This is a genomic window from Phenylobacterium haematophilum (assembly GCF_014196295.1).
GTDB lineage: Bacteria > Pseudomonadota > Alphaproteobacteria > Caulobacterales > Caulobacteraceae > Phenylobacterium > Phenylobacterium haematophilum.
In genome coordinates, this window is record NZ_JACIDK010000004.1 from 356,465 (window position 1) to 379,528 (window position 23,064).

A 23,064-nucleotide genomic window follows, 5' to 3' on the forward strand; every position below is an offset into this window, starting at 1 on the left:
ACCTTGGAGTTACGGGGCTTACAGCTAGAGGGTCAACGCAGTTTAGCCGCCCGCAATGTTGTGGACGCCAACCTGTCGCATTCTGGTCACAGATTGTGCCCGAGCGGCGCTGTCGCGCACGATTTTACCCTTTTGGCGCAACGGAATTCCTCGCACCAGGCGTGCCTTTCGCAACACACCAGTAACGCGCGCGATGCTGGTCCACGATATTGTCGACAAAGCCGGTGACCTTCGGCGAGACGAGATTCTTGTTCACGTAGAAATAGATAGGCGCAACCGGGGCGTCGTCGAGCATCAGCGCCTCGGCCTGCGCGAGGTAACCGGCGCGGACCTGCGCATCGACTTCGGCGTCAGCCTTGGCCAGCAGCGCGTCATAGGCCGGATTGCGATAGTCACCATAATTTTGCGGGCCGGTCGCCGACTGTTGCAGGTAAAGGAAACTCATGGCGTCGTTGTAATCGGCGATCCAGGCCGCGTCGGCGACGTCGAAATCTCGGGAGCGGAAGGCCGCATAGGCGATCTGGGCTTCATTCTGCACTAGGCGCGCATCGACCCCGATCTCCTTCCAGTCGGCTTGGATGGCCGGCATGAAAAGCATCGGATCAGGTGTGTTGCGGTGCTTGATTTCGAAGCGCAGCGGGTTCTTGGGACCATAGCCGGCCTGCGCCAGCAGGCGGCGCGCCTCGGCCTGCCGCTTCTCGAGCGGCCAGGACGCCCACGCCGGCGGCGGCGCAGCCGTGTAGTTCGCGACGCCAGGGGGCACGAAGGTATAGGCCGCCTTCTGCCCGCCCCGCAGGAGCTTCTCGGTGATGAAATCGCGGTCGATGGACATCGCCAGGGCCTGCCGTACGCGCTTGTCCTTGAAGGCCGGGACGTTCGAGTTGAACGCCAGATAGGTCACGCCCAGGAAGGTGTGGGTGCGCACGTAGCCGGGCATGGTTTCGCGCAGGAAGGCGATGCGGTTCGACTGGATGTCGGCGTTCATGTCCAACTCGCCGCGCGCCACCCGCCGCTCGGCCATGGCCGCATCCGGCGTCGGGTACAGATAGATCTGGTCGACGCAGACCTTGTCGGCCTCGTAGAAGCGCGGGTTCTTCACCAGCCGCACATAGTCGCCGAGTTTCCAGTCGGTGACGATGTAAGGGCCGTTCGACAGGTAGTTTCCCGGCTGCACCCACTTCTCACCGACCTTGTCCAGCAGGTGCTTAGGCACAGGCGACATGGTGTGGTGCTTGGCGAGTTCAGGCAGGTACGGCGCCGGATGGTTCAGGGTGATCTCTAGCACCTTCGGCGAGATCGCCCGCACGCCGAGCGCTTCCTTGGGCGCCTTGCCTTCGTTCACGGCCTGGGCGTTCTTGATCAGATAAAGGACGGAGGCGTACTCCGACGCGGTTTCGGGCAGCAGGATCCGCCTCAGGGAGTAAACGAAGTCGTCCGCGGTCACCGGCACGCCGTCGGACCAGTTCGCATCGCGCAGGTAGAAGGTCCAGACCAGGCCGTCGGAGCTGGTCTCCCAGCGCTCGGCCATACCCGGGACCGCCTCGCCTTTCTCGTCGGAATCGGTCAGTCCGATCAGCAGGTTGGCGATGATCCGGTCTTCCCAGGTCCCGGTCGACTTGTGCGGATCGAGCGTCACCGGCTCGGAGACGTTGCCCGCCTGGATGCAGACCTGGCCGGCTGGGCATGGCGGTCTGGAGGGCCCCTTGGGCGCGCAGGCGGCGATGGAAAAGGCCGCCGCGGCCAGGATCAGCGTATTGCCGAGCGCCCGGAGCGCCCTATCAATGCGGGACGTCGAAACCATGGGTCACGGATGACACACTTTCCCACGCGCTCAAAGCTGACCGCCCTCGCTCTCCTGGCCGCCCTCGTCGCCGGGGGCCAGGCCGCCGCCCAGGCCAGGCCCGAAGGCCGCGCCGCGGTGTTGCAGTCTCTGCTCGACTGCAAGACCAAGAGCGACCCGACCGAACGCCTGGCTTGCTATGACGCCGCCGCGGGCGCCATCGACACCGCCGAGCAGAAGGGCGACATCGTCGTCGTCGACCGTGAGCAGGCCAAGGCCGCGCGCAAGCAGGCCTTCGGCCTCAGCCTGCCGACCCTGGACATGTTCAACAAGGCCGAGGCGACCCCCGAGGAAGCCAATCGCATCGAGGACACCGTCGAGCGCGCCTATCGCGGCGGCGACGGCAAGTGGGTGTTCGAACTGACCGGCGGCGCGATCTGGCAGTACTACGACGCCGCCGATCTCGGCCGTCAGCCGAAGAAGGGCAGCAAGGTCGAGGTCCGCAAGGGCGCGGTGGGCGGCTACTTCCTCAGCCTCGACGGTCAGTCCGGCGCCCGCGCCAAGCGGCTGCGCTAGGGCTCAGCGGTCCTTCGGGTCGATCGCGTCCCGAAGGCCGTCGCCGATGAAGTTGAAGCTCATCAGCGTCACGACCATGGTCAGGGCGGGGAAGATCAGCAGCCAGGGGGCCAGTTCCATGTCCTGCGCCCCGCCCGCGATCAGAGTTCCGAGCGAGGCCATCGGCGGCTGCACGCCGAGACCCAGAAAGCTGAGGAAGCTCTCTGCCAGGATAACGGCAGGTATCGTCAGGGTCACATAGACCACCACCGGCCCCAGCAGGTTGGGAATGATGTGGCGTGAGATGACGCCGCCCTGGCTGAGCCCCGCCGCGCGCGCGGCCTCCACGAACTCCTTATGCTTCAAGCCCAGCGTCTGGCCGCGGACGATGCGGCTCATCGTCAGCCATTCGACGGCGCCGATGGCGACGAAGATCAGGATGATGTTCGACCCGAAGGTCACCATCAACAGGATCACGAAGAAGATGAAGGGCAGCGAGTAGAGCACGTCGACGACGCGCATCATGATCTCGTCGAGCACCCCGCCGACATAGCCGGCGACCGCGCCCCAGGCGATGCCGATGACCAGCGACACCAGCGTCGCCACCAGCCCGATCGCCAGCGACACCCTAAGGCCGACAAGGAGTCTGGCCAGCAGATCACGGCCAAGCGAGTCGGCGCCCAGCAGGTGGCCGGCGGTCAGCGGCGGCGCCCAGACGTCGTTCTTGTTGATCTGGTCGTAGCTGAACGGAACCAGGTGCGGCCCGACGATGGCGACCAGCACCAGCACCGCCAGCACCGCCATGCCGCTGACCGCGGCCCAGTTGCGGAACAGGCGGCGCACCGCATCGTCCCACAGGCTGCGGCCTTTCACAGCCTTTTCCATGACTTGCGCGCCGGCGCGCGAACCGGGAGCCAGGATCACGACAGCCTCACGCGGGGATCAAGCGCCGCATAGAGCAGGTCGGCGATCAGGTTCAGGACTAGGATCAGGGCGGCGTAGAAAATCACCATGCCCATGACCACGGTGTAGTCGCGCTGGAGCGCGGAAATGACGAAAAACTTGCCTAGTCCCGGCAGGTTAAAGATCTTTTCCACCACCAAGCTGCCGGTGAGCAGGCCGGCGCACGCCGGGCCAAGATAGCTGACCAGCGGCAGGATCGCCGCGCGCAGGGCGTGTTTTCCGACAATCCTGTGTTCCGGCAAGCCTTTAGCTCGGGCGGTGCGGATGTAGTTCGAGCGCAGCACTTCGATCATGCCCGCCCGCGTCAGGCGCGAGATGATGGCGATCTGCGGCAGGGCCAGCACCGCTACCGGCAATATCAGGTTTGGGAGCGCCCCGCCGTTCCAACCGCCAGAAGGCAGAAGCTGAAGTTTCGACCCGAATATCAGCACGAGCAGCGGCGCCGTGACGAAAGTCGGGATGCAGACCCCGATGATGGCCACCGCCATCACACCGTAGTCGATGAGCTTGTTCTGCCGCAGCGCGGCCAGCACCCCAAGGGTCACCCCGACCACGCTGGCCAGGATGATCGCCGACAGTCCGAGGACCAGGCTGACCTTGTAGTTCTCCTGCAGGATCTGGAGGACGCTCTTGTCCTTGTACTTCAGCGACGGGCCGAAATCGCCGCGGGCCACGTCGCGGAGATAGTTGAAGTACTGCTCGTGCAGCGGCTTATCCATCCCGTACTTGGCCATCACGTTCCGCTCGATCTCGGGCGAGAGCTTGCGGTCCATGTCGAACGGGCTGCCAGGCGCGGCGCGCATCATGAAGAATGCGACAGTCACCACCAGGAACAGGGTCGGGATGGCCACCAGCAGGCGGCGGCCGATAAAGCGGAACATCAGGGGCTCGAGGTGGCGGCCGATCGTCGGCCGGGCGTTGCGAAACTTTCACCGCCCCCCGATGATGTCAAACGATCGCCCCTCCCCCTCCTAGCGGTATTGCAGATGACTGACTTCCGACGCGTCACCGACCAGCTCTCGGTCGCCCCCCAGATCTCGACCGCCGACCTGGCGAGCGCGGCGGCCCAGGGCTTCAAGCTGGTGATCAACAACCGGCCGGACGGCGAGGACCCGGCCCAGCCGACCAGCGCCGAGATCGAGGCGGCCGCCAAGGCCGCGGGCCTCAAGTACATGCACATCCCGGTGCGCGGCGGCCCGACCCCTGACCAGATCGAGGCCAACCATCGCGCCGTCGAGGCGGCCGGCGGGCCGGTGCTGGCCTTCTGCCGTTCGGGCACCCGCTCGATCGTCACTTGGTCTCTCGGCCAGTTTCAGGCCGACGAGCGCTCGGCGGACGAACTCGTCGAGCTGGGCGCCCAGGCCGGTTACGACCTTTCGGGCGCTTTCCCGCGCTAGACACGAAGAGGCCCGCCCCCGGCGTCGGGAGCGGGCCCTTAATCGTTCGCGATGCAGCGGCCTTAGGCCGGCGTGAACGCGTTCCGACGGCGCGAGGAGCGCACCGCGCTGCCGACCGCGCCGAAGCCGATGATCATCATCGCCCAGGTCGCGGGCTCCGGGACGGCGCTGCCGACGTCGCCAAGCGTGACCTGGAAGCTGGCCGTGCCGCCGGTGAAGTTGAAGGTCTGCTGCCGGGCGTAGTCGATGTTGATCGAATTGCCGGTGAAGCTGAACGACGGGACGACGCCGCCGGTCGTGAGATTGTTGCTCAGCAGCGAAATGCCGGTGATCGTCTGGGCGCGGTCGAACAGGACGTTGCTGATCGCCAGGCTGTAGGTCTGGAAGTCCCAGGTGTCCTGCGAACGCAGGGTGATGATGTTGGTGACCGCGTCCCAATCGACGAACACCACGCCGCCGCCCCAGCCCGACGGGTTGGAGACGAAGTCACCGCCGTCCAGCTCATAGCCGGCGCCGAGCACCGCGCCGGTGTTCTGGTAGAGCTTGCCGCCGCTGGAGCTGTAGTCCGGCAGGTGGGACTCCGAACGGAAGTCAGCCACCGTCACGGCGGCCGCGGCCGGCAGGCCGAACATCAGGGTTCCGGCGGCGATCGCGCCCGCAATCAGCTTCTTCATAGTCTCAAGCCCCAACTGTGCGGCCACAGCGGCCGCGAATTTCGCCTGTCCCATTCCGACCCGTCTGGGGCGAATGCGACTCTCTTCAGACGGGTGCTTGCAGGAGCCGTGCCAGCCGCGCGGCTCTCGGCGGGACGCGAAATAGGTACTTTACGTACTGATTTTACGTCGGCAATCTGGTACTCATGAGTACCGATACCATCTCGACCGGCCCCGGACGTCCGCGCGACGAAGAGGCCACCGCCGCGATCCTCGCTGCGACGCTGCGCCTGCTGGCCGCGCGCGGCTATGCCGGGACCAGCACGGCCGACATCGCCACCGCCGCCCGCGCCAGCAAGGCGACCGTCTATCGGCGCTGGCCGAGCAAGCCGGCACTGTTCGCGCAGGCCATCCAGCACGGCCTACGCCAGGCGCACGAAGCGCCGGCCCGGACCGGCGACGTGCGCGAGGACATCGCCGGCGTGCTGGCCGCCAAGATGGCCGCCTTCGCCGACGGCCCGCTCGGCGGCGCCATCCGCGCCGTCGTCTCCCATGCGGCGCACGAACCGGAGCTGTCGCGGGCGATGACCATGGTCACCCAGGGCGCGCGCGAACACGGTCCCCTGCGCGGCCTGGTCGAGGAGGCCAAGCGCCAGGGCCTGGCGCCCGCACATGCCGACACCGGCCTGCTGCTCGACCTGCTGCTGGGAGCGCCGTTCTTCCAGCTGCTGGTGCTGCAGGTCCCGCCCGATCCCGCCACCGCCCGCGCCCTGGTCGACCAAGTGTTCGGGCTTGCCGAAAAGGACGCCCCCCGTGCAACTGCGAGATAGAACCATCCTGGTGACCGGCGGGGCGCGCGGCATCGGCCTGGCGCTGACCCGCCGCTTCCTGGCCGAGGGCGCCGTGGTGATCGCCGCCGGCCGCGACGGCGAGCGGCTGGCCCGGCTGCACGCGCAGCATCCGCGCCGGGTCACGGCCTGGCCGGTCGATCTCGCCGATCCGCAGCAGACCGACGTCTTCGTCCGCGAGCTGCCCCGCCGCCATCCGGAGCTGTCGGTGGTGGTCAACAACGCCGGCGCCCAGACCCTGACCGACTTCCTGGCTGACGACGTCGAGGCGCTGCGCCCTGCCCTGCGTCGCGAGATCAGCCTGAACCTGGACGCGGTGGTGGCGATTTCGACCGGCCTGCTCGACCATCTGCGCCGCCAGCCCTCGGCGGCCATCGTCAACGTGACCAGCGGCCTGGCCCTGGCCCCGAAGACCTCATCGCCGGTCTACTGCGCGACCAAGGCGGCGGTGCGGAGCTTCACCAAGGCGCTGCGCTATCAGTGCGAGGACGGCGCGCCGAACGTACAGGTGATCGAAGCGGTGATGGCCCTGGTCGACACTGACATGACCGCCGGACGCGGCGCGGGGAAGATCACCCCGACCGAAGCGGCCGACGAAGTGGTCGATGCGATCCGCGCCGGCCGGCGCGAGGTCTATGTCGACCGAGCCAAGCTGCTGCCGATCCTCATGCGCGTGGCCCCCGGCCTCGGCGAGCGGATCATGCGCCGGGGCTAGCAGACAGTATTCGACGCGTAGCTCGGCCTATGGCTTCCGATCGAGTTGCACCCGGGCGGCGCCCATGGCTACCTGCTCGGGTTCGCAACTCGCGACGGCCAGCACCAGCTGGGCCGCGACGAGACAGAGCAGCGCGAAGGCCACCCTCTGAAGCCGTTTTGATACATAAATCGCCGTGTCCGTCGCCATGACCGACCTCGCACCCCAAGTTCGAGGACAAGACAGCAAGACGGGCGCCGCCGAAGGACTTTTCGATGATCCCTTATGTTCGTGAGATTCAGTTCGAGTACGGCGCCTGCGACCAGGTCTCGCCCCTGATCCGCCGGGTGGTGGCCAACAATCCCGGCCCGTTCACCTATCTGGGCACCGGCACCTACATCATCGGCAAGGGCCAGGTGGCGGTGATCGATCCCGGTCCCGACCTGCCCGAACATCTCGATGCGCTGATGGCGGCGCTGGAGGGCGAGACGGTCACCCATATCCTGGTGACGCACCACCACTCCGACCACTCCCCCCTCGCCGGCCCGCTGCAGGAGAAGACCGGCGCAAAGATCTACGGCTGCGCGGTGGGCGCTAAAGCCGGCGACTCGACGGTGATCACCGAGGCCGGACACGACCTGAGCTTCACGCCCGACATCGACATCTGCGGCGGCGGGGCGATCTTCGAAGGGCCGGGCTGGACGCTGGAGGCGATCGCGACGCCGGGCCACACCTCCAACCACATCTGCTTTGCGCTGAAAGAGGAGAACGCGCTGTTCTCCGGCGACCACATCATGGGCTGGTCGACGACGGTGGTGTCGCCGCCGGACGGCGACATGACCGCCTACATGCAGAGCCTGGAGCTGGTGAAGGCGCGCAAGTTCGACATTCTGTGGCCGACGCACGGCCCGCCGGTGCTGAAGGTCGAGCCGTTCATCGACGGCTATATCGCCCACCGCCGCGCCCGCGAGGCGCAGGTGGTCAAGGCGGTCAGCGAGGGCCATGGCAAGATCAAGGACATGGTGCCGGTGCTCTACGCCGAAACCGACAAGCGGCTGTGGCCGGCGGCGGCGCGATCAGTGCTGGGCCACATGATCGACCTGACCCGCCGCGGGGTTGTCGTCAGCGACGACGCCGACCCCGGCCTCGACAGCGAGTACCGGCTGGCGGGGTGAGCCTCAGCGCGCGGCGCCGGTTATTTCCTTGATGGCCGACTGGACCGAGGCCTTTTCGCCCGCGCCCCAAAGGTTCTTGAGGTAGGCGAGCGTGTTGCCGGCGGGACCATCAAACCGCCACTCGCAGTCCTGGAAGCGGCAGTTTTCGAAGATTGGCGGCTCGCCGCCGGCGAAGATCAGACGGGACTTGAGGAACTCGCAGTCGGAGAAGAACTGCCCGTCGAGACTGACCGTCTCGTGGCTGTAAACGACGCTGGTCGACATGGGCTATTTCTCCTCTTCCGGCGGGGCCGAGAGCGCCCGCGCGCGTTCGCGCTCTTCGCGTTTTTCCGCCGCCTTGGCCGCAGTCTTGTTGGCCTTCTGGCGTTCGCGCTCCATGCGCTCGAACTGGTAATTCGGCTTCCTCGCCATCGGTGCTCCTGCGATTGACTACTGGCGGGCCTTGCGGGCGGCGTAGCGCAGGTCGCGCTTGGCCTTCTGCTCGGCCTTGGTGAGCGCCTTGCGCTCCTTGCGCTCGCCGCGCTTGGCGTCGAGCGACGCCGCGGCTGCGGCCTCATCGGCCTGCCGGACGGCTTCCTGAGCGTCGGCGGCCGCCTGCTGCTTGTCGGCCTTGGCCTGGCGACGGGCGGCGCGGACCTGTTCGAGCTCGGCCGCGCGCGCGGCGGTGCGGTCAGGAGCCTGAGCGGCGATGACCGTCGGCTTCGGTCGAAGTTTGGCCAGCAGCGCGCTGCGCGCTTCGGCGGCCGTCTTAAGGCGTTCGGCGAATTCGGTGCGTTGAGTTTCGTTCATTTGTACTTTCGGTTGTCCGCGGGTGGGGCGGCCTGCGGGGGCTTGAACGCTGCGACGCAGATGGCCTCGAGGTGACGGCGCAAGGACCGCGGCGCGAGCAGGGCCTCCACGGCGCGACACCCGTCCGCCTCAAGACGAAGCTTGAGCGTGGCGATGTCGCGCACCTGACCCGAGCGAGCGATCTGGAACGCGCGCTCAATAGTGGAGGTGATCATAGGCGTTTCCCGGCCGAGCCGGTCGGAGAAACCAGGGCCCAGGCGGAAGGCAAGGCGCTCAAACGGCTTGCAACTGCACAGCGGTCATCTTGCCGCTGCGCGAGTCCAGTTCCAGTTCGTAGGCGAGCTTTTGGCCCTCCTCGAGCGAGCCGAGGCTGGAACGCTCGACGGCGCTGATGTGCACGAACACGTCGGCCCCGCCTTCATCAGGCTGAATAAAGCCAAAGCCCTTGGTCGGATTGAACCACTTAACCATGCCGGTCGTCATAATCGTCACCTTTCGGGCGCAAGATTTCGCGCGCCCAATACGAGGCGGCGGATCAAATTTTCGGAGAAGGTTGAGGTCGGCTCGGGCCGCTTTCTAAAGAAAAAGCGATGAGAACAACCGAACCAAAAGCGATCTTCGATTTCGACTTATAGCAAAAATGCAGACTTTGCGCCAGATGCAATTGTGGAAGCGCTGGAAAGCGCCCGGAGACCGGGCCCAACCCAGGCGAGCCGGTTCCGCCTCAGCGGAGCGCCGCCTGCACCTCGGCTGTGGGCTGGCGCCCCTCGCGGTCCCAGACATAGGCGAACAGGGTCGCGGTGGTGATGGCGAGCACCAGCAAGGCTCGCAGCCAGAATTTCGAAAAGCCGGCCAGCATGGCGACCAGCACGCCGAAGAAGCCCGCAGCGACGCTGGCCAGAGCGACGTGAGGCGCCCATTCCATGGCGACAAGGCCGACCCCGACGCCCTCGCTCATCAAACCGAGCTTGGGCGCGATCACCCCTACGGCGACCAGGCAGGCCGGCGCCAAAGCGACCAGGGTCGCGCCATGCAGATAGAGTTCGGCGAAGCCGTGCGAGACGGCCGGCTGACGCACCAGTACGGATGCGGCCGGCCGCCCCTGTGCCAGCGCGAGCGCCGGCTCAGACGCGGTCAGCTCCGCCGAAAAGGGCGCACGGCGTCCGCCGGGGCCTCCGGCGGCTGCGGGTCGGCCGTTGAGGGGACACGCATGGCGGAGCGATCAACGGTCTGGTCTGGGCCAGGCGTCCACTGCAGCCAAGAGCCGTCGTCCGACGCCGGGGCTTCGGGTTCAGGCGCGTAGATCTTCGGCTCCGGCGTCACGGCCAGCGCCGCCGCGCCGCCGGCGGCCGCGGTCGGCAGGACGTAGTCCTTCATCCGATCGCGGATCAGCTTCTTGTCGATCTTGCCGGTGGCGCCGAGCGGGATTTCGTCGACAAAAGCCACGTCGTCCGGCGTCCACCACTTGGCGATCTTGCCTTCGAGGAACTGCAGGAACTCTTCCTTGGTGGCCTCCTCGCCGGCCTTCAGCTTGACCAGCAGCAGCGGCCGCTCGTCCCACTTCGGGTGGGCGACTCCGATGACCGCGGCCAGCTCGGCCTTGGGATGGCCGGCGGCGATGTTCTCGATCTCGATCGAGGAGATCCACTCGCCGCCCGACTTGATCACGTCCTTGGCGCGGTCGGTGATCTGCATGAAGCCGTGCTCGTCGAGGGTGGCGACGTCGCCGGTATCGAAGAAACCGGCCTCGTCGAGGATGTTTCCGCCCTCGGACTTGAAGTACCGGCCGACCACGAACGGGCCGGCGACCTTGAGCCGGCCGAAAGTGGCGCCGTCGTGCGGCAGGTCCTTTTCCTCGTCGTCGACCAGCTTGAGCTCGATGCCGAGCGGGGCGCGGCCCTGCTTCAGCTTGAACTGCAGCTGGGTCTCGGCGTCCATCGCGGCGATGGCGGCGTTCGGGGTGGCCTGGGTGCCGAGCGGCGAGGTCTCGGTCATGCCCCAGGCGTGAGTGACGTCGACGCCGAACTCGTCGCGGAAGCCGCGGACGATGCTTTCGGGCACCGCCGAGCCGCCGATGACGACGCGCTTGAGGGTGGTCAGCTGGCTCTTGGTGGCGCGCAGGTGCTGCAGCAGCATCTGCCAGACGGTCGGCACGGCGGCCGAGAAGGTGACGCCCTCGGTCTCGAGCAGCTCGTGCACCGAGGCGCCGTCGAGCTTCTGGCCCGGCATGACCAGCTTGGCGCCGACCGCCGGAGCCGAGAAGGCCAGGCCCCAGGCGTTGGCGTGGAACATCGGCACGACAGGCAGCACGGTGTCGGTGGCCCGGATGCCGAGAACGTCGCCGCCCATCGTCACCAGGGTGTGCAGGAAGTTCGAGCGGTGCGAGTAGAGCACGCCCTTCGGATTGCCGGTGGTGCCCGAGGTGTAGCAGAGGCCCGCCGCGGTGTTCTCGTCGAAGCCGCCCCAGGTCACGTCGGGCGAGGCCTGCTCGATCAGGCTTTCGTAGGCGAGCGCGCCCGGCAGCTGGTCGCCGAGGTGCGCTTCGTCCGAGAAGACGACGAAGTGCTTCACGCCGGGGATCTGGTCGCGGATGCCCGCCAGGATCGGCAGGAAGGTCAGGTCGGTGAAGATGACCTTATCGTCGGCATGGTTGATGATGTAGACCAGCTGCTCTGCGAACAGGCGCGGGTTCAGGGTGTGGCACACCGCGCCGATGCCCATGATGCCGTACCAGGCCTCGATGTGGCGGCCGGTGTTCCAGGCCAGGGTGGCGACACGGTCGCCGGGAACCACGCCCAGCGCCTTGAGCGCGTTCGACACGCGCTTGGCGCGTTCATGGATCGCGGCGTAGGTGGTGCGGACGATCGGCCCCTCGACCGAACGGCTGACGACCTCGCGGCCGCCGTGCCAGGCCTTGGCGTGGTCGAGGATCTTGTCGACCGTCAGCGGCCAGTCCTGCATCAAACCTTGCATACGCTTATCTTCCTCCCGACGACGCCGCCCTCTCTGGGGCTGGCGCAAAGCTAGATTCACCAAGTCCTTAACGCAACGCGGCTCGGTGAACAGGGACTTGTGGCCAAACCACGCTGCGACATGGTGTTTTGCCCAAGAATAGGGGCCGCGACGTGGCGCCTGTCCGAGAAGGAAGCGCGGCGAACCGCCGGTTGACTTCCGGAGGCCGGTCCTATCGAAGGGCCGACTTTCCTTCATGCAGTTTGCGAGGCCCCAGGTGGATCAGTTCGACGTCGTGGTGATCGGCGCCGGGGCGGCGGGCATGATGTGCGCCATCGAGGCCGGCAAGCGCGGTCGCCGCGTACTTGTGATCGACCACGCCGCCGCGCCGGGCGAGAAGATCCGCATCTCCGGCGGCGGCCGCTGCAACTTCACCAACATCAACGCCGCGCCGGCCAACTTCATCTCGGCCAACCCGCACTTCGCGATCTCGGCGCTGCGCCGCTACACGGCCAAGGACTTCATCGCCTGGGTCGAGCGCGAGGGGATCGCCTATCACGAGAAGACCCTGGGCCAGCTGTTCTGCGACAACTCGGCCAAGGAGATCATCGCCATGCTGACCGGCGCGATGCGCCAGGCCGGCGTCACCCTGCGGCTGAAGACCACCGTCGAGCGGGTCGAGCAGGAGGACGACGGCTTCTCCCTGGAGACCAGCGGCGGACGGGTGACCTGCGACGCGCTGGTCATCGCCAGCGGCGGCAAGTCGATACCGAAGATGGGGGCCACCGGATTCGGCTACGACATCGCCCGTCAGTTCGGGTTGAACGTCGTCGAGACGCGGCCCGCACTGGTCCCGCTGACCTTCGAGGTCGGGATGCTGGAGCGGCTGAAGCCGCTGGCCGGCGTGGCGGTCGACGCGGTGGTCTCCTGCGGCAAGACCAAGTTCGCCGAGGCGATGCTGTTCACCCACCGGGGGCTGTCGGGCCCCTCGATCCTGCAGATTTCGTCCTACTGGCGCGAGGGCCAGGCGATCACGGTCGACATGGCCCCCGGCGTCGACATCGCTGCGACCTTGAAGACCGCGCGCCAGACCCGCGGCAAGCAGGCGGCGATCACGGTGCTTTCCGAGCACCTGCCACGGCGGCTGGCGCAGCTGATCCTCGACGAGGCGGCCGCCCCGTCCAACGCCGGCGACCTGTCGGACAAAGCCATCGGCCGCATCGCCACGGCGGTGAACGCCTGGACCGTCAAGCCGGTCGGTTCGGAAGGCTATCGGACGGCCGAGGTCACGCTGGGCGGCGTGGACACCAACGGGCTGGAATCCAAAACCATGCAGGCGAAGGCCGTTCCCGGCCTCTTCTTCATCGGCGAGGTGGTCGACGTCACCGGCTGGCCTCGGCGGGTATAACTTCCAGTGGGCCTGGTCGTCGGGCTGGGTGGCTGGGCAGGCGGTTTGAGCCGCCGCACCTAAGGCAGCGGCGAGCCGCCGTGCTCGATCGACCAGGCTTCGGCGGCGTCCTGGGCCGGGCCGGAGGCGTCGACGCGGACCCAGTCGATCGGGCCGACGTCGCGGTCGAGCTGCATGCGCAGGGTGGCGACGGTGGCGTCGGAGGCGTCCCCTTTCCGGCCCTCGATGCGCTGGGCCAGGACTTCGGGCGCCGCTTCCAGCCAAACGCCATGGAACGGCACGCCGGCCTCGCGGGCCAGTTCCTGCACGCGGCCGCGCAGCTCGGGCTGGATGAAGGTGGCGTCGACCACCACCGCGCGTCCGGCGTCCAGCAGGGCGCGGGTCTCGGCGAAGAGGGTGTCGTAGACTTCCCGATAGAAGGCCGGCGAGTAGACGCTGGCCGGCAGCGAGGCGTCCGGCGCGACGCCCAGCAGGCGCTTTCGGATCTCGTCGGTGCGCAGGACCACAGCGCCGGGCGAGGCGCCCAGGCCCGGCGCGATCAGCCGCGCGAAGGTCGACTTGCCGGACCCTGAAAGCCCGCCGACCGCGGTCAGCTTCGGCGGCGGCGGCGACAGATGCGCCAAGCCGGCGTCGAGATAGGCGCTCGCGCCCTCCAGGTCGCCGCTGTGGGCCTGGACGTGGGTGCGCACGGCGGCGCGGACCGACATCATCAGCGGCAGGGCGGCGAGGCCGTCCAGCAGGTCGGGGCCGAAATGGCGGCGGCCCTTGTCGACATAGGCCGACAGAACCCGCACGGCGGCGTCCCGGCGACGGCGGAAGTCGAGGTCCATCAACAGGAAGGCCAGGTCGTACTGGACGTCGATGTCCGACAGGATGTCGTTGAACTCGATGCAGTCGAACAGCACCGGCCGGCCGTTCTCGAGCAGGATGTTCCCGAGGTGCAGGTCGGCATGGCAGAGGCGCGCGAAGCCGGAGTCGCGGCGGGCGTTCAGCAGCGCCTCGTGACGAAAGAACTCGGCGTCGGTGGCGGCGATCAGCGCCTCGACGCGGGTCTCGCCGAGCTTGGGGGCCAGCTCACGGATCAGCTTGGCGTTGGAGTCGATCGTGTACTTCAGCGCCTTGCCGCCGCCGCCCTGCGGGCGCAGCTCGGCCTTGGCGTGGAAGCCCGCGACCTCGCGGCCCATGGCCTCGGCCAGCGGGCCGTCGACCGCCCACGGCCGGGCGGCCAGCACGAAGCTATCGTCGAAGCGGCGCATCTCCAGGGCGTACTCGACCACGGCGCCGGGGCCGTCCAGCTCCAGCCCGCCGCCGCTCTTGCGGGTGATGGTGCGCACGGCGCGGTAGATGTCCGAGGTGGCGGCGCGGTTGAAGCGCAGCTCGCGCTCCAGCGCCCAGCGCCGCAGGTCCAGGGTCGAATAGTCGAGGAAGCCGAGGTCGACCCGCTTCTTGACCTTGAAGGCGGTGTCGCCGGCCAAGAACACCCAGGCGCAGCCGGTCTCGATCTTGGTCTGCGCCTCGCCTTCCAGCCAGGCGACGACTTCGGCCTCTTCGGCGTCGGTCAAGGATAGAGGCGCTGGGTGGTCCAGCCCTCCCCCACCCGTTCGAAGACCAGGCGCTCGTGCAGGCGGAACGGCCGGTCGCGCCAGAATTCGATCGCCTGCGGCTTCACGCGGAAGCCGGACCAGTGCGGCGGGCGCGGCACCTTGCCGAGGCCGAACTTCAGGCCGATCTCGGCGATGCGCTTTTCCAGGGCCAGGCGGTCTGGCAGCTGCTGCGACTGATCCGAGGCCCAGGCGCCGATCTGGGCCGGGCGGGCGCGGGTCGCGAAATAAGCGTCGGCCTCGTCGGGCGTCACCGGCTCGATCAGGCCGCGAACCCGAACCTGGCGGCGCAGCGACTTCCAGTGGAACAGCAGCGCAGCCTTGGGATTGGCGGCCAGCTGGCGCCCCTTGGCGCTGCCGAGATTGGTATAGAACACGAAGCCGTCGGGGCCGGCCTCTTTGAGCAGCACCATGCGCACGTCGGGCAGGCCGGTCTCGTCCACGGTGGCGAGCGCCATTGCGTTGGGATCGTTCGGCTCCTTGGCCGTGGCGTCCTTCATCCATTCGGCGAACAGCTCGAACGGATCCTGGGCCGAAAGCAGCGGCGGCGGTTCGGCCGCAGTCACCTGGCGAACGTAGTCGTCCTCGCTGGGCGAGGGAGGAATTGCGGCCTTGTCGCTCATGTCGCCGATATAGCGCCTTGGCGCGCGCTTGCCATGCTTAACGCGCCGTTGACCATGTGCCGTCCACAGTCGCCGGATGGCCGCGCCCAAGTCACTCGTGCTGGATAGGAAGCGGGCGCGCGCCGTGCTGGGCGCAGCGCCGGGCGCGACGCCGGCCGACCTGCGCCGCGCTTTCCGCGAGGCCGCCAAAGGCGCCCACCCCGACCGGCCCGGCGGCGACGCCGAGCGGTTCCGCGAGGTGGTGGAGGCCTACCGCCTGCTGAGCGAACCGCCCTCGACCGAAAGCATCATTCAGCCGCCCGCCACCGTCAGGAAAAGCGCCCTGGACGACAGGATCCTGCCGATCACGCCGCTGCTCGCGCTGAACGGCGGGGTGGTGCTGCGCGAGACCGCAGACGGCCGCAGCCTGAAGATCACCCTGCCCGGAGGCCTGCGCTCAGGGGACCTGCTGCGGGCCGGCGCCGACATGTTCGAGATCGCCGTGCGGGGCGACGCGCAGATCATGGTCCGCGGCCACGACCTTTGGATCACCACGCCGCTGCATCCGCACGTCCTGGCCCAGGGCGGTCGAGTGGCGGTTGACACGCCGCTGGGACGCCGCGTCGTCTGGATCACCAAGAAAGCCGGCGAACGGGGGCTGGTCCGGCTGGCCGGCCAGGGACTGCCCGCGCGGGGCGATCATCCTCAGGGGCACCTGTTCCTGCGCCTCACGGAGCAGACCCGGGCCACCGACACCGCCACGCGCACCCTGCGCCGCCGTTTCGCCGCCGCCTGGGCGGCCTAGCCTTGCGGCGGCGCCGGCTTTAAGAACGCCGCCATGTCGCACAACACCTTCGGCCATCTGTTTCGCGTGACCACCTGGGGCGAGAGCCACGGGCCCGCCCTCGGCTGCGTGGTCGACGGCTGCCCTCCGGGCATCGGCCTGACCGCCGAAGAGGTGCAGGTGTGGCTGGACCAGCGCCGTCCCGGCCAGGGCAAGTTCGTCACCCAGCGCCAGGAGCCGGACGCGGTGAAGATCCTGTCCGGCGTGTTCCAGGACGAGCGCACCGCCGGTCAGGTGACCACCGGCACGCCGATTTCGATGATGATCGAGAACGTCGACCAGCGCTCGCGCGACTATGGCGAGATCGCCACCCAGTTCCGCCCCGGCCACGCCGACTACACTTATTTCGCCAAGTACGGCGTTCGCGACTATCGCGGCGGCGGCCGGGCCTCGGCGCGCGAGACCGCCGCGCGGGTGGCGGCAGGCGCCGTGGCCCGCAAGATCATCGAGGGCGTCACCATCCGCGCCGCCGTCGTGCAGATCGGCCCGCACGCCATCGACCGTAGCCGCTTCGACTGGGACCAGCGCCACGAGAACGGCTTCTGGTGCCCCGACGCGCAGACGGTTCCGGTCTGGGAGGAGCACCTGGAGAAGGTCCGCAAGTCCGGTTCCTCGACCGGCGCGATCGTCGAGGTCGAAGCGCTCGGCGTGCCCGCCGGCTGGGGCGCCCCGATCTATGGCAAGCTCGACGCCGAACTGGCCGCTGCGCTGATGTCGATCAACGCCTCCAAAGGCGTGGAGATCGGCGCCGGGTTCGCCAGCGCCGCCTTCTCGGGCGAGGAAAACGCCGATGAGATGCGGATGGGCAACGACGGCGAGCCGCTGTTCCTGTCCAACAGCGCCGGCGGCATCCTGGGCGGCATTTCGTCAGGCGCGCCCGTGGCGGCGCGCGTAGCGTTCAAGCCGACCTCCTCGATCCTCACCCCGCGCCGCAGCCTGAACGAGGCCGGCGAGGAAGTGGAGCTGCGCACCAAGGGGCGCCACGACCCCTGCGTCGGCATCCGCGCGGTTCCGGTGGTCGAGGCGATGACCGCCTGCGTCCTAGCCGACGCCTATCTGCGTCACCGGGCCCAGACCGGCGGCGGCGCCTATGTTCCGGGCGGTTCCGACCGCCGCTGACCCTGTGCAGCCGCCCGAATTTCGACACTCACAAATCGCTGTTTTCTGGCATTGACCGTGCAACTTTCGCGCAGCTAATCAGCTGCTATCGCGGAACGAATCATCGCGAGTCGGCTCCACAGTCAGCGCGGTGAACGTGCGCCTCGATCGCCTCAAGGTCCTGATCGTCGACGACAACAAGCACACCCGCGTGCTGCTAGCCCAGATTCTGCGGGCGCTCGGCATCACCCAGACCATCGAGGCCAGCGACGGCGTCGAGGGCCTCGCCGCTCTGCGCAGCCACGCTGTCGACATCGTGCTGACCGACCTGGCGATGGAGCCCATGAACGGCATCGAGTTCGTGCGCTCGCTGCGCACTGGACCAGACAGCCCCGGCCCAATGCTCCCCGTAATCATGATCACCGGCCACGCCACGATGAAACGGCTGCAGGAGGCGCGCGACGCCGGGGTCAACGAATTCATGGGCAAGCCGATCACCGCCCGAGGGGTGATCGAGCGGCTGGCCCAGGTGGTCGACCACGCCCGCCCATTCATCCGCACCGGCGACTATTTCGGGCCCGACCGGCGGCGACGCAGCGATCCGAGTTTCCAGGGCCCCTGGCGACGTGCGGGCGACCACCGCACCGTCCGCGCCATCGAGCTCTAGCGTTCGCCACCATTTGGTGATCTTCGGCCGCTAGGCAGGGAATGTCCCCGTCGGAGAATCCCTGCATGCGCGCCCTTCGCCTTCTCGCCCAGCTGTCGCTGCTGGCGGGCGCGGTCCTGACGCTGTCGGGCTGCCTGGCGGTCGCCGCCACCGGCGCGGTGGTCGGAACCGCGGTCGGCGTGACCGGAGCGGCGGTCGGCGTCACCGCCAAGGGCGCGGGTATGGCCGTCGGCGCGATCATCCCCGACGGCGACGACAAGGACGACAAGCGCAAATAGCGCCCGGGACCGCCCCTGCGTTGCCGGGCGTGGCCCGGCGCGCTCGCCCGGATCGGCGGCCGCCTCAGGCGCCCGGCACCGCCATCGCACAGCTCTCGCCGATGGTCGGGCGCGAGACGACGATGCGCGACAGGCCCGGAAACTTGGGCTGCAGCCGCTCAGCGAAATAGAGGCAGATGTGCTCGAGCGTCGGACGCTCCAGACCCGGCTTCTCGTTGAGCAGCCCGTGGTCGAGTTCGGCGGCGACGGCCTTCAGCTCGCCGTCGAGATCGGCCAGATCGACCACCCAGCCCACCGGCTCCTGCGGCGCGCCGCGGACGGTCGCCTCGACCTTGAACGAGTGGCCATGCAGGTTGTTGTAGGGCCGATGCTCGGGCCCTTCCGGGAAGTAGTGCGCCGCGTCGAAGGTCGCGGCCTTGGTGATCTCGAAAATCGGTTGGGTCATCTGGGAGGGGTCTTGGGCCGCCCGGCCGCGCTTGGCGCGCGTGTCACGGAATGCCGAGGTACTTGTGAGTCTGGACGCTTAAACGCCACCGCGGGTGTGCAAGGCAATAGGCGATCGCCGCCTGGGTGTTTTCGACGCGCGCCGGGCCGTCCATCGGCTGGAGCAGGAAGCGCTCGAAATCCATGTGCTCGAAGCGTGAGGGATGGGCCAGCGCCTGGGGGAAGACGAGCTTCAGCTCCTGGCCATGGGTCTGCACGACCTCGGCGTCGGCCTTGGGGCTGACGCAGATCCAGTCGATCCCCTCGGGAACAGGCAGGGTGCCGTTGGTTTCGAGCGCGATGCGGAAGCCACGGGCGTGCAGCGCCGCGATCAACGGCGCATCGACCTGCAGCAGCGGCTCGCCGCCGGTGCAGACCACCAGCCGGTGATCAGGACCGCCGGTCCAGGCCGCCTCGATCGCCGTAGCCAGATCGTCGGCGCCGGCGAAGCGTCCGCCCCCCTCGCCGTCCATGCCGACGAAGTCGGTGTCGCAGAAGGTGCAGACCGCCTTGGCGCGATCCTCCTCACGGCCCGACCAGAGGTTGCATCCCGCAAAGCGGCAAAACACCGCCGGCTGGCCTGCCTGGCCGCCCTCGCCCTGGAGGGTCAGGAAGATCTCCTTGACGGCGTAGCTCATGGCGTCAGTTCCGGGCGGCCGGCCTCGACCCACTCGGCCCACCCCCTGGCGCGCAGGTCGCAGGCCGGGCAGTCGCCGCAGCCATGTCCCCACTCGTGCAGCGCTCCGCGGGTCCCCCGGTAACAGGTGTGGCTGTCGCGAACGATGACGTCGACCAGGTCCTCGCCGCCCAGGCCCTTGGCCAGCGCCCAGGTCTGCGCCTTGGTCAACCACATCAGCGGGGTCTCGACCACGAAGTCCTGGGCCATGCCGAGGTTCAGCGCCCGCTCCAGGGCGTCGAGCGTCTCGCGGCGACAATCCGGATAGCCGGAGAAGTCGGTCTCGCACATGCCGCCCACTAGAAATTTCAGTTTGCGGCGATCGGCCAGGGCGGCCGCATAGGTCAGAAAGACGAGGTTGCGGCCGGGCACGTAGGTGTTCGGCAGCCCCTTTTCGGTGATCTCGAAGGCCCGTTCCTGGGTCATGGCGGTGTCGCCGACCGCCCCGAAGCCGGTCAGGTCGAGGACATGATCCTCGCCCAGCTTGCCCGCCCATTGCGGAAACCGGGCGCTGATCGCCTGGCGAACCACAGAACGCTGTTCCATTTCCACCGCATGCCGCTGGCCGTAGTCGAAGCCGACGGTCTCGACATGATCGTGCCGGGCCAGCGCCCAGGCGAGGCAGACGCTGGAATCCTGGCCGCCCGAGAACAGGACCAGGGCGCGGGACTGCGGAGAAGCTTGGCTCATCGGCCCCATATGCGCGCGCGCGGCGCAAATCGGAAGCCCGCCGCATGGCCCGCGCGCGCCCGTCGCCATACCCGCGAATCTAAAATGCTATTTGAAACAACGATTTCGCAGGTGCAGCATCGCGAATACAGGCACACGTCAAGCTTACGCCCCGGAAACCCCCTCACGACCACCTATAATTGAAATAAATCACGCCCATGCATTTCAGCAACAGCGCTTGATTAGTTTTGTCGTGAACGTCGATAACTTAACATCGTCACGTTGACAGACTCCATAACTGAGCGCGAGCCTGCTGGTCGGGGAGTGGCCGCCACCCCCTTGACGAATTCTCGTGCGGCGCAAGGTGACGCACCAGGCCGGTTTGTAGAGAGCCGTGGGCGTCTTGGGAGGAACCTGGAATGTTGAATGCTCTGCATTTGCGGAGCGCGCTGATCGTTGGCGCGTCCGCTGTAGCTTTGAGTTCAGTTGCGTCCCCGGCCTGGTCCCAGAACGTCATTCAGGAACTGGTGGTCACCGCCCAGAAACGCGAGGAGGCGCTGCAGGACGTGCCGATCGCGGTGTCGGCGTTCAATCAGGACACGCTGGAGAAGGCCAAGATCGACGGCGGCCCGAACCTGGTCATCGCCGTTCCGAACGTCAACTTCTCCAAGGGGAACTTCACCGGCTACAACTTCCAGATCCGCGGCATCGGCTCCAAGCTGGTCGCCGGTTCGGGCGACGCCGGCACCGGCATCCACCTGAACAACGCGCCTCTGCTCTCCAACAACCTGTTCGAGACCGAGTTCTACGACGTCGAGCGGGTCGAAGTGCTGCGCGGGCCGCAAGGCACCCTCTACGGACGCAACGCCACCGGCGGCGTGGTCAACATGATCACCGCCAAGCCGATCGACGAGTTCGAGGCGATGATCCGCGGCGAGGTCGGCAACTACAACACCATGAAGCTGCGCGGCATGATCAACGTGCCGCTGGGCGACCAGTTCGCCCTGCGGGTCGCCGGCTCGTGGCTGAAGCGCGACGGGTTCGGCGACAACCTGGTGACTGGCAACGACGCCGACGACCGCGACCTGTTCGGCACGCGCGTCACCCTGGCGTTCAATCCGACCGACACCTTCCACGCCTACTTCCTGTGGGATCACTTCGACGAGGACGATAACCGCTCGCGGATCGGCAAGCAGTTCTGCACCAAGGACCTCGGCCCGTCGAACGTCGGCGGCCTGGGCTACTCGGCCGCGGCCGGCGGGCTGATCGGCCAGATCCAGCGCGGCCTGTTCAGCCAGGGTTGCTCGGCGACCTCGCTCTACTCGGCCGGGGCGCTGGGCACGGTGAACTCGCAGGCGACCCTCGGCGGCCTGTTCGGCGCCCTCGGCGGCTTCCAGACCGGCGACGCCTATGCCGGCAAGATGCAGACGACCAACGTCCGCGACATCGAGTCGACCTTCGACCCGATCTACCAATCGACGACCGACATCTATCAGTTCAACGTCGACTGGGACCTTACCGACGAACTGCGGCTGACCTGGCTGACGTCCTACACGGACTTCGACCTCTATACGCGCCAGGACTACAACCGCTATGTCCCGAGCACGAGCTTCAACACCACGCCGAACCCGGTGAACGCCTTCGCCGGCGCGGTGCCGGGTTACGCCGCCATCTATGCGGCGCTGTTCCCCGGCGGCGTGATCAACGACGCCCAGAACCGGCCGTTCAACCGCTTTACGACCAGCGACATCTCGTCAGCCTACACCAAGGGCTGGAGCCAAGAGCTGCGACTGCAGTCGGCCTATGACGGCCCGTTCAACTTCAACGTCGGCGGGATCATGGTTCGCTACCAGGCGACCGGCGACTACTATGTGATGTTCAACACCGGGACCGGCTACTACCAGATCAACAACCTGTTCAGCACCGGCAACCCGAACTGCGTCGGCGCGGCCCCGTGCGTCTCTATCGATCCGAACTACGAACCGACCCGCGTGGGCCGCAACTACTACGACGCCTACGGCCCCTATGACCTGCGCTCCCACGCCTTCTTCGGCGAGCTCTACTGGCAGGCGACCGACACCCTGAAGTTCACCGGCGGCCTGCGCTACACGGTCGACGACAAGGAGGTCGAGAACCACCAGGTCAACCTGGGCATTCCGGGCGTCGGCATCGCCGGTCCCATCCCGGGCACGCCCGACATCCTGCACGTCGAGTTCAAGGAGACCACCGGGCGCATCGGCTTCGACTGGAAGCCGGATCTCGACTTCACCGACGACACCCTGATCTACGCCTTCTTCTCGCGCGGCTATAAGGCCGGGGGCCTGAACTCTCCGTGCAGCGGCGGGCAAGGCGTGATCTGCGGTCCGCCGACCTTCGATCCGGAATTCATCAACGCCTACGAAATCGGCACCAAGAATACGGTGCTGAACGGCACGATGACGCTGAACCTGACCGGCTTCTACTATGACTACCAGGGCTATCAGGTCTCGAAGATCGTCAACCGCGCCTCGACCAACGAGAACATCGACGCCAAAATCAAGGGCGTCGAGCTGGAAAGCGTCTGGCAACCGCTGGAAGGCCTGCGCCTCAACGCCCAGATCGGATGGCTCGACACCGAGATCAGCTCGGGCACCTCGATCGACACCTTCAACCGCACGGGCAGCGACCCGAACCTGGTGCTGGTGAAGTCGAGCGCGGCGTCGAACTGCGTGGTCAACATGGCCGCGGCCCAGACGGCGCTGGCGGTGTCGAACGCTACCAACAACCCGTTCGCCCTGCTCGGCGTCTGCACCCCGGTCTCGACCGCCGGCGCGGGCACCAACATCGGCAGCGGCGCGCTAGGCGGAATCGACATTCAGCGCAGCCAGATCATGGTGGCGGCGAGGTGTACGAAGCCTAGGAAGTGGATGGCCCTGCGGTCGTAGCGGGTGGC

At 67.5% G+C, this 23,064-nt stretch carries 27 protein-coding genes and 1 pseudogene; 11 read left to right on the forward strand and 17 right to left on the reverse strand.

The genetic code is table 11. The features are described from left to right. Positions 1–124: 124 nt before the first annotated feature. On the reverse strand, positions 125–1,801 hold the full coding sequence (locus GGQ61_RS15800; protein ID WP_183774726.1) for a peptide ABC transporter substrate-binding protein: 1,677 nt from the start codon (positions 1,799–1,801) through the stop codon (positions 125–127). Positions 1,802–1,810: 9 nt separating this feature from the next. Between GGQ61_RS15800 and GGQ61_RS15805 the strand changes: the two genes are divergently transcribed. Further along, on the forward strand, positions 1,811–2,356 hold the full coding sequence (locus GGQ61_RS15805; protein ID WP_183774729.1) for a hypothetical protein: 546 nt from the start codon (positions 1,811–1,813) through the stop codon (positions 2,354–2,356). Between the two features lie 3 nt (positions 2,357–2,359). On the opposite strand, the gene GGQ61_RS15810 is transcribed toward GGQ61_RS15805, so the two are convergent. Further along, complete coding sequence (locus GGQ61_RS15810; protein WP_221221070.1) at positions 2,360–3,259, reverse strand: ABC transporter permease subunit; 900 nt, start codon at positions 3,257–3,259, stop codon at positions 2,360–2,362. Then, positions 3,256–4,179: an oligopeptide ABC transporter permease OppB gene (oppB, locus tag GGQ61_RS15815; RefSeq protein WP_183774732.1), complete on the reverse strand. Its 924-nt coding sequence runs from the start codon at positions 4,177–4,179 to the stop codon at positions 3,256–3,258. The genes GGQ61_RS15810 and oppB overlap by 4 nt, the downstream gene beginning before the upstream one ends. Before the next feature lie 105 nt (positions 4,180–4,284). Here oppB and GGQ61_RS15820 point away from each other — a divergent pair, with 105 nt between their 5' ends. Continuing rightward, positions 4,285–4,695, forward strand: a complete 411-nt coding sequence (locus GGQ61_RS15820) for a TIGR01244 family sulfur transferase (protein WP_183774736.1) — start codon at positions 4,285–4,287, stop codon at positions 4,693–4,695. Positions 4,696–4,757: 62 nt separating this feature from the next. Here the strand turns inward: GGQ61_RS15820 and GGQ61_RS15825 are convergent, their stop codons facing one another. Continuing rightward, positions 4,758–5,369 (reverse strand): PEPxxWA-CTERM sorting domain-containing protein, encoded by a 612-nt coding sequence (locus GGQ61_RS15825; protein WP_183774739.1) that lies wholly within the window; start codon positions 5,367–5,369, stop codon positions 4,758–4,760. 185 nt (positions 5,370–5,554) lie between these two features. Between GGQ61_RS15825 and GGQ61_RS15830 the strand changes: the two genes are divergently transcribed. Continuing rightward, positions 5,555–6,178, forward strand: a complete 624-nt coding sequence (locus GGQ61_RS15830) for a TetR/AcrR family transcriptional regulator (protein ID WP_183774742.1) — start codon at positions 5,555–5,557, stop codon at positions 6,176–6,178. Beyond that, positions 6,162–6,911 carry an SDR family NAD(P)-dependent oxidoreductase gene (locus tag GGQ61_RS15835; protein WP_183774744.1) on the forward strand — a complete coding sequence of 250 codons (750 nt, stop codon included), beginning with the start codon at positions 6,162–6,164 and terminating at the stop codon, positions 6,909–6,911. Before GGQ61_RS15830 ends, GGQ61_RS15835 begins: the two co-directional genes overlap by 17 nt. A 27-nt stretch (positions 6,912–6,938) precedes the next feature. Here GGQ61_RS15835 and GGQ61_RS15840 read toward each other — a convergent pair whose 3' ends face one another. Then, entirely contained in the window at positions 6,939–7,100 is a 162-nt protein-coding gene (locus GGQ61_RS15840; protein ID WP_183774746.1) for a hypothetical protein, read from the reverse strand. A gap of 65 nt (positions 7,101–7,165) precedes the next feature. Here GGQ61_RS15840 and GGQ61_RS15845 point away from each other — a divergent pair, with 65 nt between their 5' ends. Then, a complete protein-coding gene (locus GGQ61_RS15845; RefSeq protein ID WP_183774748.1) occupies positions 7,166–8,065 on the forward strand; it encodes an MBL fold metallo-hydrolase in 900 nt (299 codons plus the stop codon). A gap of 3 nt (positions 8,066–8,068) precedes the next feature. Here the strand turns inward: GGQ61_RS15845 and GGQ61_RS15850 are convergent, their stop codons facing one another. The 7 genes from GGQ61_RS15850 to GGQ61_RS15880 all read right to left on the reverse strand — a co-directional run bounded on the left by GGQ61_RS15850 (position 8,069) and on the right by GGQ61_RS15880 (position 11,827). Beyond that, on the reverse strand, positions 8,069–8,329 hold the full coding sequence (locus tag GGQ61_RS15850; RefSeq protein ID WP_183774751.1) for a hypothetical protein: 261 nt from the start codon (positions 8,327–8,329) through the stop codon (positions 8,069–8,071). A gap of 3 nt (positions 8,330–8,332) precedes the next feature. Next, positions 8,333–8,476 carry a hypothetical protein gene (locus GGQ61_RS15855; protein WP_183774753.1) on the reverse strand — a complete coding sequence of 48 codons (144 nt, stop codon included), beginning with the start codon at positions 8,474–8,476 and terminating at the stop codon, positions 8,333–8,335. Between the two features lie 18 nt (positions 8,477–8,494). Beyond that, positions 8,495–8,854, reverse strand: a complete 360-nt coding sequence (locus GGQ61_RS15860) for a DUF6481 family protein (RefSeq protein WP_183774755.1) — start codon at positions 8,852–8,854, stop codon at positions 8,495–8,497. Beyond that, positions 8,851–9,069, reverse strand: coding sequence for a hypothetical protein (locus GGQ61_RS15865; RefSeq protein ID WP_183774757.1), 219 nt, complete (start codon positions 9,067–9,069; stop codon positions 8,851–8,853). The genes GGQ61_RS15860 and GGQ61_RS15865 overlap by 4 nt, the downstream gene beginning before the upstream one ends. 58 nt (positions 9,070–9,127) lie before the next feature. Then, positions 9,128–9,337, reverse strand: coding sequence for a cold-shock protein (locus tag GGQ61_RS15870; protein WP_183774760.1), 210 nt, complete (start codon positions 9,335–9,337; stop codon positions 9,128–9,130). A 241-nt stretch (positions 9,338–9,578) separates the two neighbouring features. Beyond that, positions 9,579–9,932, reverse strand: coding sequence for a hypothetical protein (locus GGQ61_RS15875; protein ID WP_183774763.1), 354 nt, complete (start codon positions 9,930–9,932; stop codon positions 9,579–9,581). A 56-nt stretch (positions 9,933–9,988) separates the two neighbouring features. Then, positions 9,989–11,827: a long-chain-fatty-acid--CoA ligase gene (locus GGQ61_RS15880; RefSeq protein ID WP_246370951.1), complete on the reverse strand. Its 1,839-nt coding sequence runs from the start codon at positions 11,825–11,827 to the stop codon at positions 9,989–9,991. Positions 11,828–12,083: 256 nt separating this feature from the next. Between GGQ61_RS15880 and GGQ61_RS15885 the strand changes: the two are divergent. Next, positions 12,084–13,263, forward strand: a pseudogene (locus tag GGQ61_RS15885) (BaiN/RdsA family NAD(P)/FAD-dependent oxidoreductase). Between the two features lie 10 nt (positions 13,264–13,273). On the opposite strand, the gene GGQ61_RS15890 reads toward GGQ61_RS15885, so the two are convergent. Next, positions 13,274–14,776 (reverse strand): bifunctional aminoglycoside phosphotransferase/ATP-binding protein, encoded by a 1,503-nt coding sequence (locus GGQ61_RS15890; protein WP_183774766.1) that lies wholly within the window; start codon positions 14,774–14,776, stop codon positions 13,274–13,276. Next, positions 14,773–15,438 carry a pyridoxamine 5'-phosphate oxidase gene (gene pdxH, locus GGQ61_RS15895; RefSeq protein WP_183774769.1) on the reverse strand — a complete coding sequence of 222 codons (666 nt, stop codon included), beginning with the start codon at positions 15,436–15,438 and terminating at the stop codon, positions 14,773–14,775. The genes GGQ61_RS15890 and pdxH overlap by 4 nt, the downstream gene beginning before the upstream one ends. A gap of 76 nt (positions 15,439–15,514) precedes the next feature. Here pdxH and GGQ61_RS15900 point away from each other — a divergent pair, with 76 nt between their 5' ends. The 4 genes from GGQ61_RS15900 to GGQ61_RS15915 all read left to right on the forward strand — a co-directional run bounded on the left by GGQ61_RS15900 (position 15,515) and on the right by GGQ61_RS15915 (position 18,304). Then, a complete protein-coding gene (locus tag GGQ61_RS15900) occupies positions 15,515–16,222 on the forward strand; it encodes a J domain-containing protein (RefSeq protein WP_183774784.1) in 708 nt (235 codons plus the stop codon). A 33-nt stretch (positions 16,223–16,255) separates the two neighbouring features. Further along, the gene (gene aroC, locus GGQ61_RS15905; RefSeq protein WP_183774799.1) at positions 16,256–17,380 is read left to right on the forward strand and encodes a chorismate synthase; all 1,125 of its coding nucleotides are present in this window, start codon (positions 16,256–16,258) and stop codon (positions 17,378–17,380) included. Between the two features lie 136 nt (positions 17,381–17,516). Continuing rightward, positions 17,517–18,026, forward strand: coding sequence for a response regulator (locus tag GGQ61_RS15910; protein ID WP_183774802.1), 510 nt, complete (start codon positions 17,517–17,519; stop codon positions 18,024–18,026). A 65-nt stretch (positions 18,027–18,091) separates the two neighbouring features. Continuing rightward, the gene (locus GGQ61_RS15915) at positions 18,092–18,304 is read left to right on the forward strand and encodes a hypothetical protein (protein ID WP_183774805.1); all 213 of its coding nucleotides are present in this window, start codon (positions 18,092–18,094) and stop codon (positions 18,302–18,304) included. A gap of 64 nt (positions 18,305–18,368) precedes the next feature. Here GGQ61_RS15915 and GGQ61_RS15920 read toward each other — a convergent pair whose 3' ends face one another. From GGQ61_RS15920 to queC, 3 genes are read right to left on the reverse strand one after another with little or no spacing between them, the layout of a single operon-like run. Further along, complete coding sequence (locus GGQ61_RS15920; RefSeq protein ID WP_183774808.1) at positions 18,369–18,749, reverse strand: 6-pyruvoyl trahydropterin synthase family protein; 381 nt, start codon at positions 18,747–18,749, stop codon at positions 18,369–18,371. A 43-nt stretch (positions 18,750–18,792) separates the two neighbouring features. Continuing rightward, positions 18,793–19,425 carry a 7-carboxy-7-deazaguanine synthase gene (gene queE, locus GGQ61_RS15925; RefSeq protein WP_183774811.1) on the reverse strand — a complete coding sequence of 211 codons (633 nt, stop codon included), beginning with the start codon at positions 19,423–19,425 and terminating at the stop codon, positions 18,793–18,795. Further along, positions 19,422–20,153 carry a 7-cyano-7-deazaguanine synthase QueC gene (gene queC / locus GGQ61_RS15930; protein ID WP_246370956.1) on the reverse strand — a complete coding sequence of 244 codons (732 nt, stop codon included), beginning with the start codon at positions 20,151–20,153 and terminating at the stop codon, positions 19,422–19,424. Before queC ends, queE begins: the two co-directional genes overlap by 4 nt. Before the next feature lie 455 nt (positions 20,154–20,608). On the opposite strand from queC, the gene GGQ61_RS15935 reads away from it, so the two are divergent. Continuing rightward, entirely contained in the window at positions 20,609–23,056 is a 2,448-nt protein-coding gene (locus tag GGQ61_RS15935; RefSeq protein ID WP_183774833.1) for a TonB-dependent receptor, read from the forward strand. The last annotated feature ends 8 nt before the right edge of the window (positions 23,057–23,064 follow it).

What these genes read in the sequence shown, in the direction of transcription:
- GGQ61_RS15800 (WP_183774726.1), bottom strand. Translation starts at nt 1,801, where the DNA reads ATGGTTTCGACGTCCCGCATTGATAGGGCGCTCCGGGCGCTCGGCAAT.
- GGQ61_RS15805 (WP_183774729.1), top strand. Translation starts at nt 1,811, where the DNA reads ATGACACACTTTCCCACGCGCTCAAAGCTGACCGCCCTCGCTCTCCTG.
- oppB (WP_183774732.1), bottom strand. Translation starts at nt 4,179, where the DNA reads ATGTTCCGCTTTATCGGCCGCCGCCTGCTGGTGGCCATCCCGACCCTG.
- GGQ61_RS15820 (WP_183774736.1), top strand. Translation starts at nt 4,285, where the DNA reads ATGACTGACTTCCGACGCGTCACCGACCAGCTCTCGGTCGCCCCCCAG.
- GGQ61_RS15825 (WP_183774739.1), bottom strand. Translation starts at nt 5,369, where the DNA reads ATGAAGAAGCTGATTGCGGGCGCGATCGCCGCCGGAACCCTGATGTTC.
- GGQ61_RS15830 (WP_183774742.1), top strand. Translation starts at nt 5,555, where the DNA reads ATGAGTACCGATACCATCTCGACCGGCCCCGGACGTCCGCGCGACGAA.
- GGQ61_RS15840 (WP_183774746.1), bottom strand. Translation starts at nt 7,100, where the DNA reads ATGGCGACGGACACGGCGATTTATGTATCAAAACGGCTTCAGAGGGTG.
- GGQ61_RS15845 (WP_183774748.1), top strand. Translation starts at nt 7,166, where the DNA reads ATGATCCCTTATGTTCGTGAGATTCAGTTCGAGTACGGCGCCTGCGAC.
- GGQ61_RS15850 (WP_183774751.1), bottom strand. Translation starts at nt 8,329, where the DNA reads ATGTCGACCAGCGTCGTTTACAGCCACGAGACGGTCAGTCTCGACGGG.
- GGQ61_RS15855 (WP_183774753.1), bottom strand. Translation starts at nt 8,476, where the DNA reads ATGGCGAGGAAGCCGAATTACCAGTTCGAGCGCATGGAGCGCGAACGC.
- GGQ61_RS15860 (WP_183774755.1), bottom strand. Translation starts at nt 8,854, where the DNA reads ATGAACGAAACTCAACGCACCGAATTCGCCGAACGCCTTAAGACGGCC.
- GGQ61_RS15865 (WP_183774757.1), bottom strand. Translation starts at nt 9,069, where the DNA reads ATGATCACCTCCACTATTGAGCGCGCGTTCCAGATCGCTCGCTCGGGT.
- GGQ61_RS15870 (WP_183774760.1), bottom strand. Translation starts at nt 9,337, where the DNA reads ATGACGACCGGCATGGTTAAGTGGTTCAATCCGACCAAGGGCTTTGGC.
- GGQ61_RS15880 (WP_246370951.1), bottom strand. Translation starts at nt 11,827, where the DNA reads ATGCAAGGTTTGATGCAGGACTGGCCGCTGACGGTCGACAAGATCCTC.
- pdxH (WP_183774769.1), bottom strand. Translation starts at nt 15,438, where the DNA reads ATGAGCGACAAGGCCGCAATTCCTCCCTCGCCCAGCGAGGACGACTAC.
- GGQ61_RS15900 (WP_183774784.1), top strand. Translation starts at nt 15,515, where the DNA reads ATGGCCGCGCCCAAGTCACTCGTGCTGGATAGGAAGCGGGCGCGCGCC.
- aroC (WP_183774799.1), top strand. Translation starts at nt 16,256, where the DNA reads ATGTCGCACAACACCTTCGGCCATCTGTTTCGCGTGACCACCTGGGGC.
- GGQ61_RS15915 (WP_183774805.1), top strand. Translation starts at nt 18,092, where the DNA reads ATGCGCGCCCTTCGCCTTCTCGCCCAGCTGTCGCTGCTGGCGGGCGCG.
- GGQ61_RS15920 (WP_183774808.1), bottom strand. Translation starts at nt 18,749, where the DNA reads ATGACCCAACCGATTTTCGAGATCACCAAGGCCGCGACCTTCGACGCG.
- queE (WP_183774811.1), bottom strand. Translation starts at nt 19,425, where the DNA reads ATGAGCTACGCCGTCAAGGAGATCTTCCTGACCCTCCAGGGCGAGGGC.
- queC (WP_246370956.1), bottom strand. Translation starts at nt 20,153, where the DNA reads ATGAGCCAAGCTTCTCCGCAGTCCCGCGCCCTGGTCCTGTTCTCGGGC.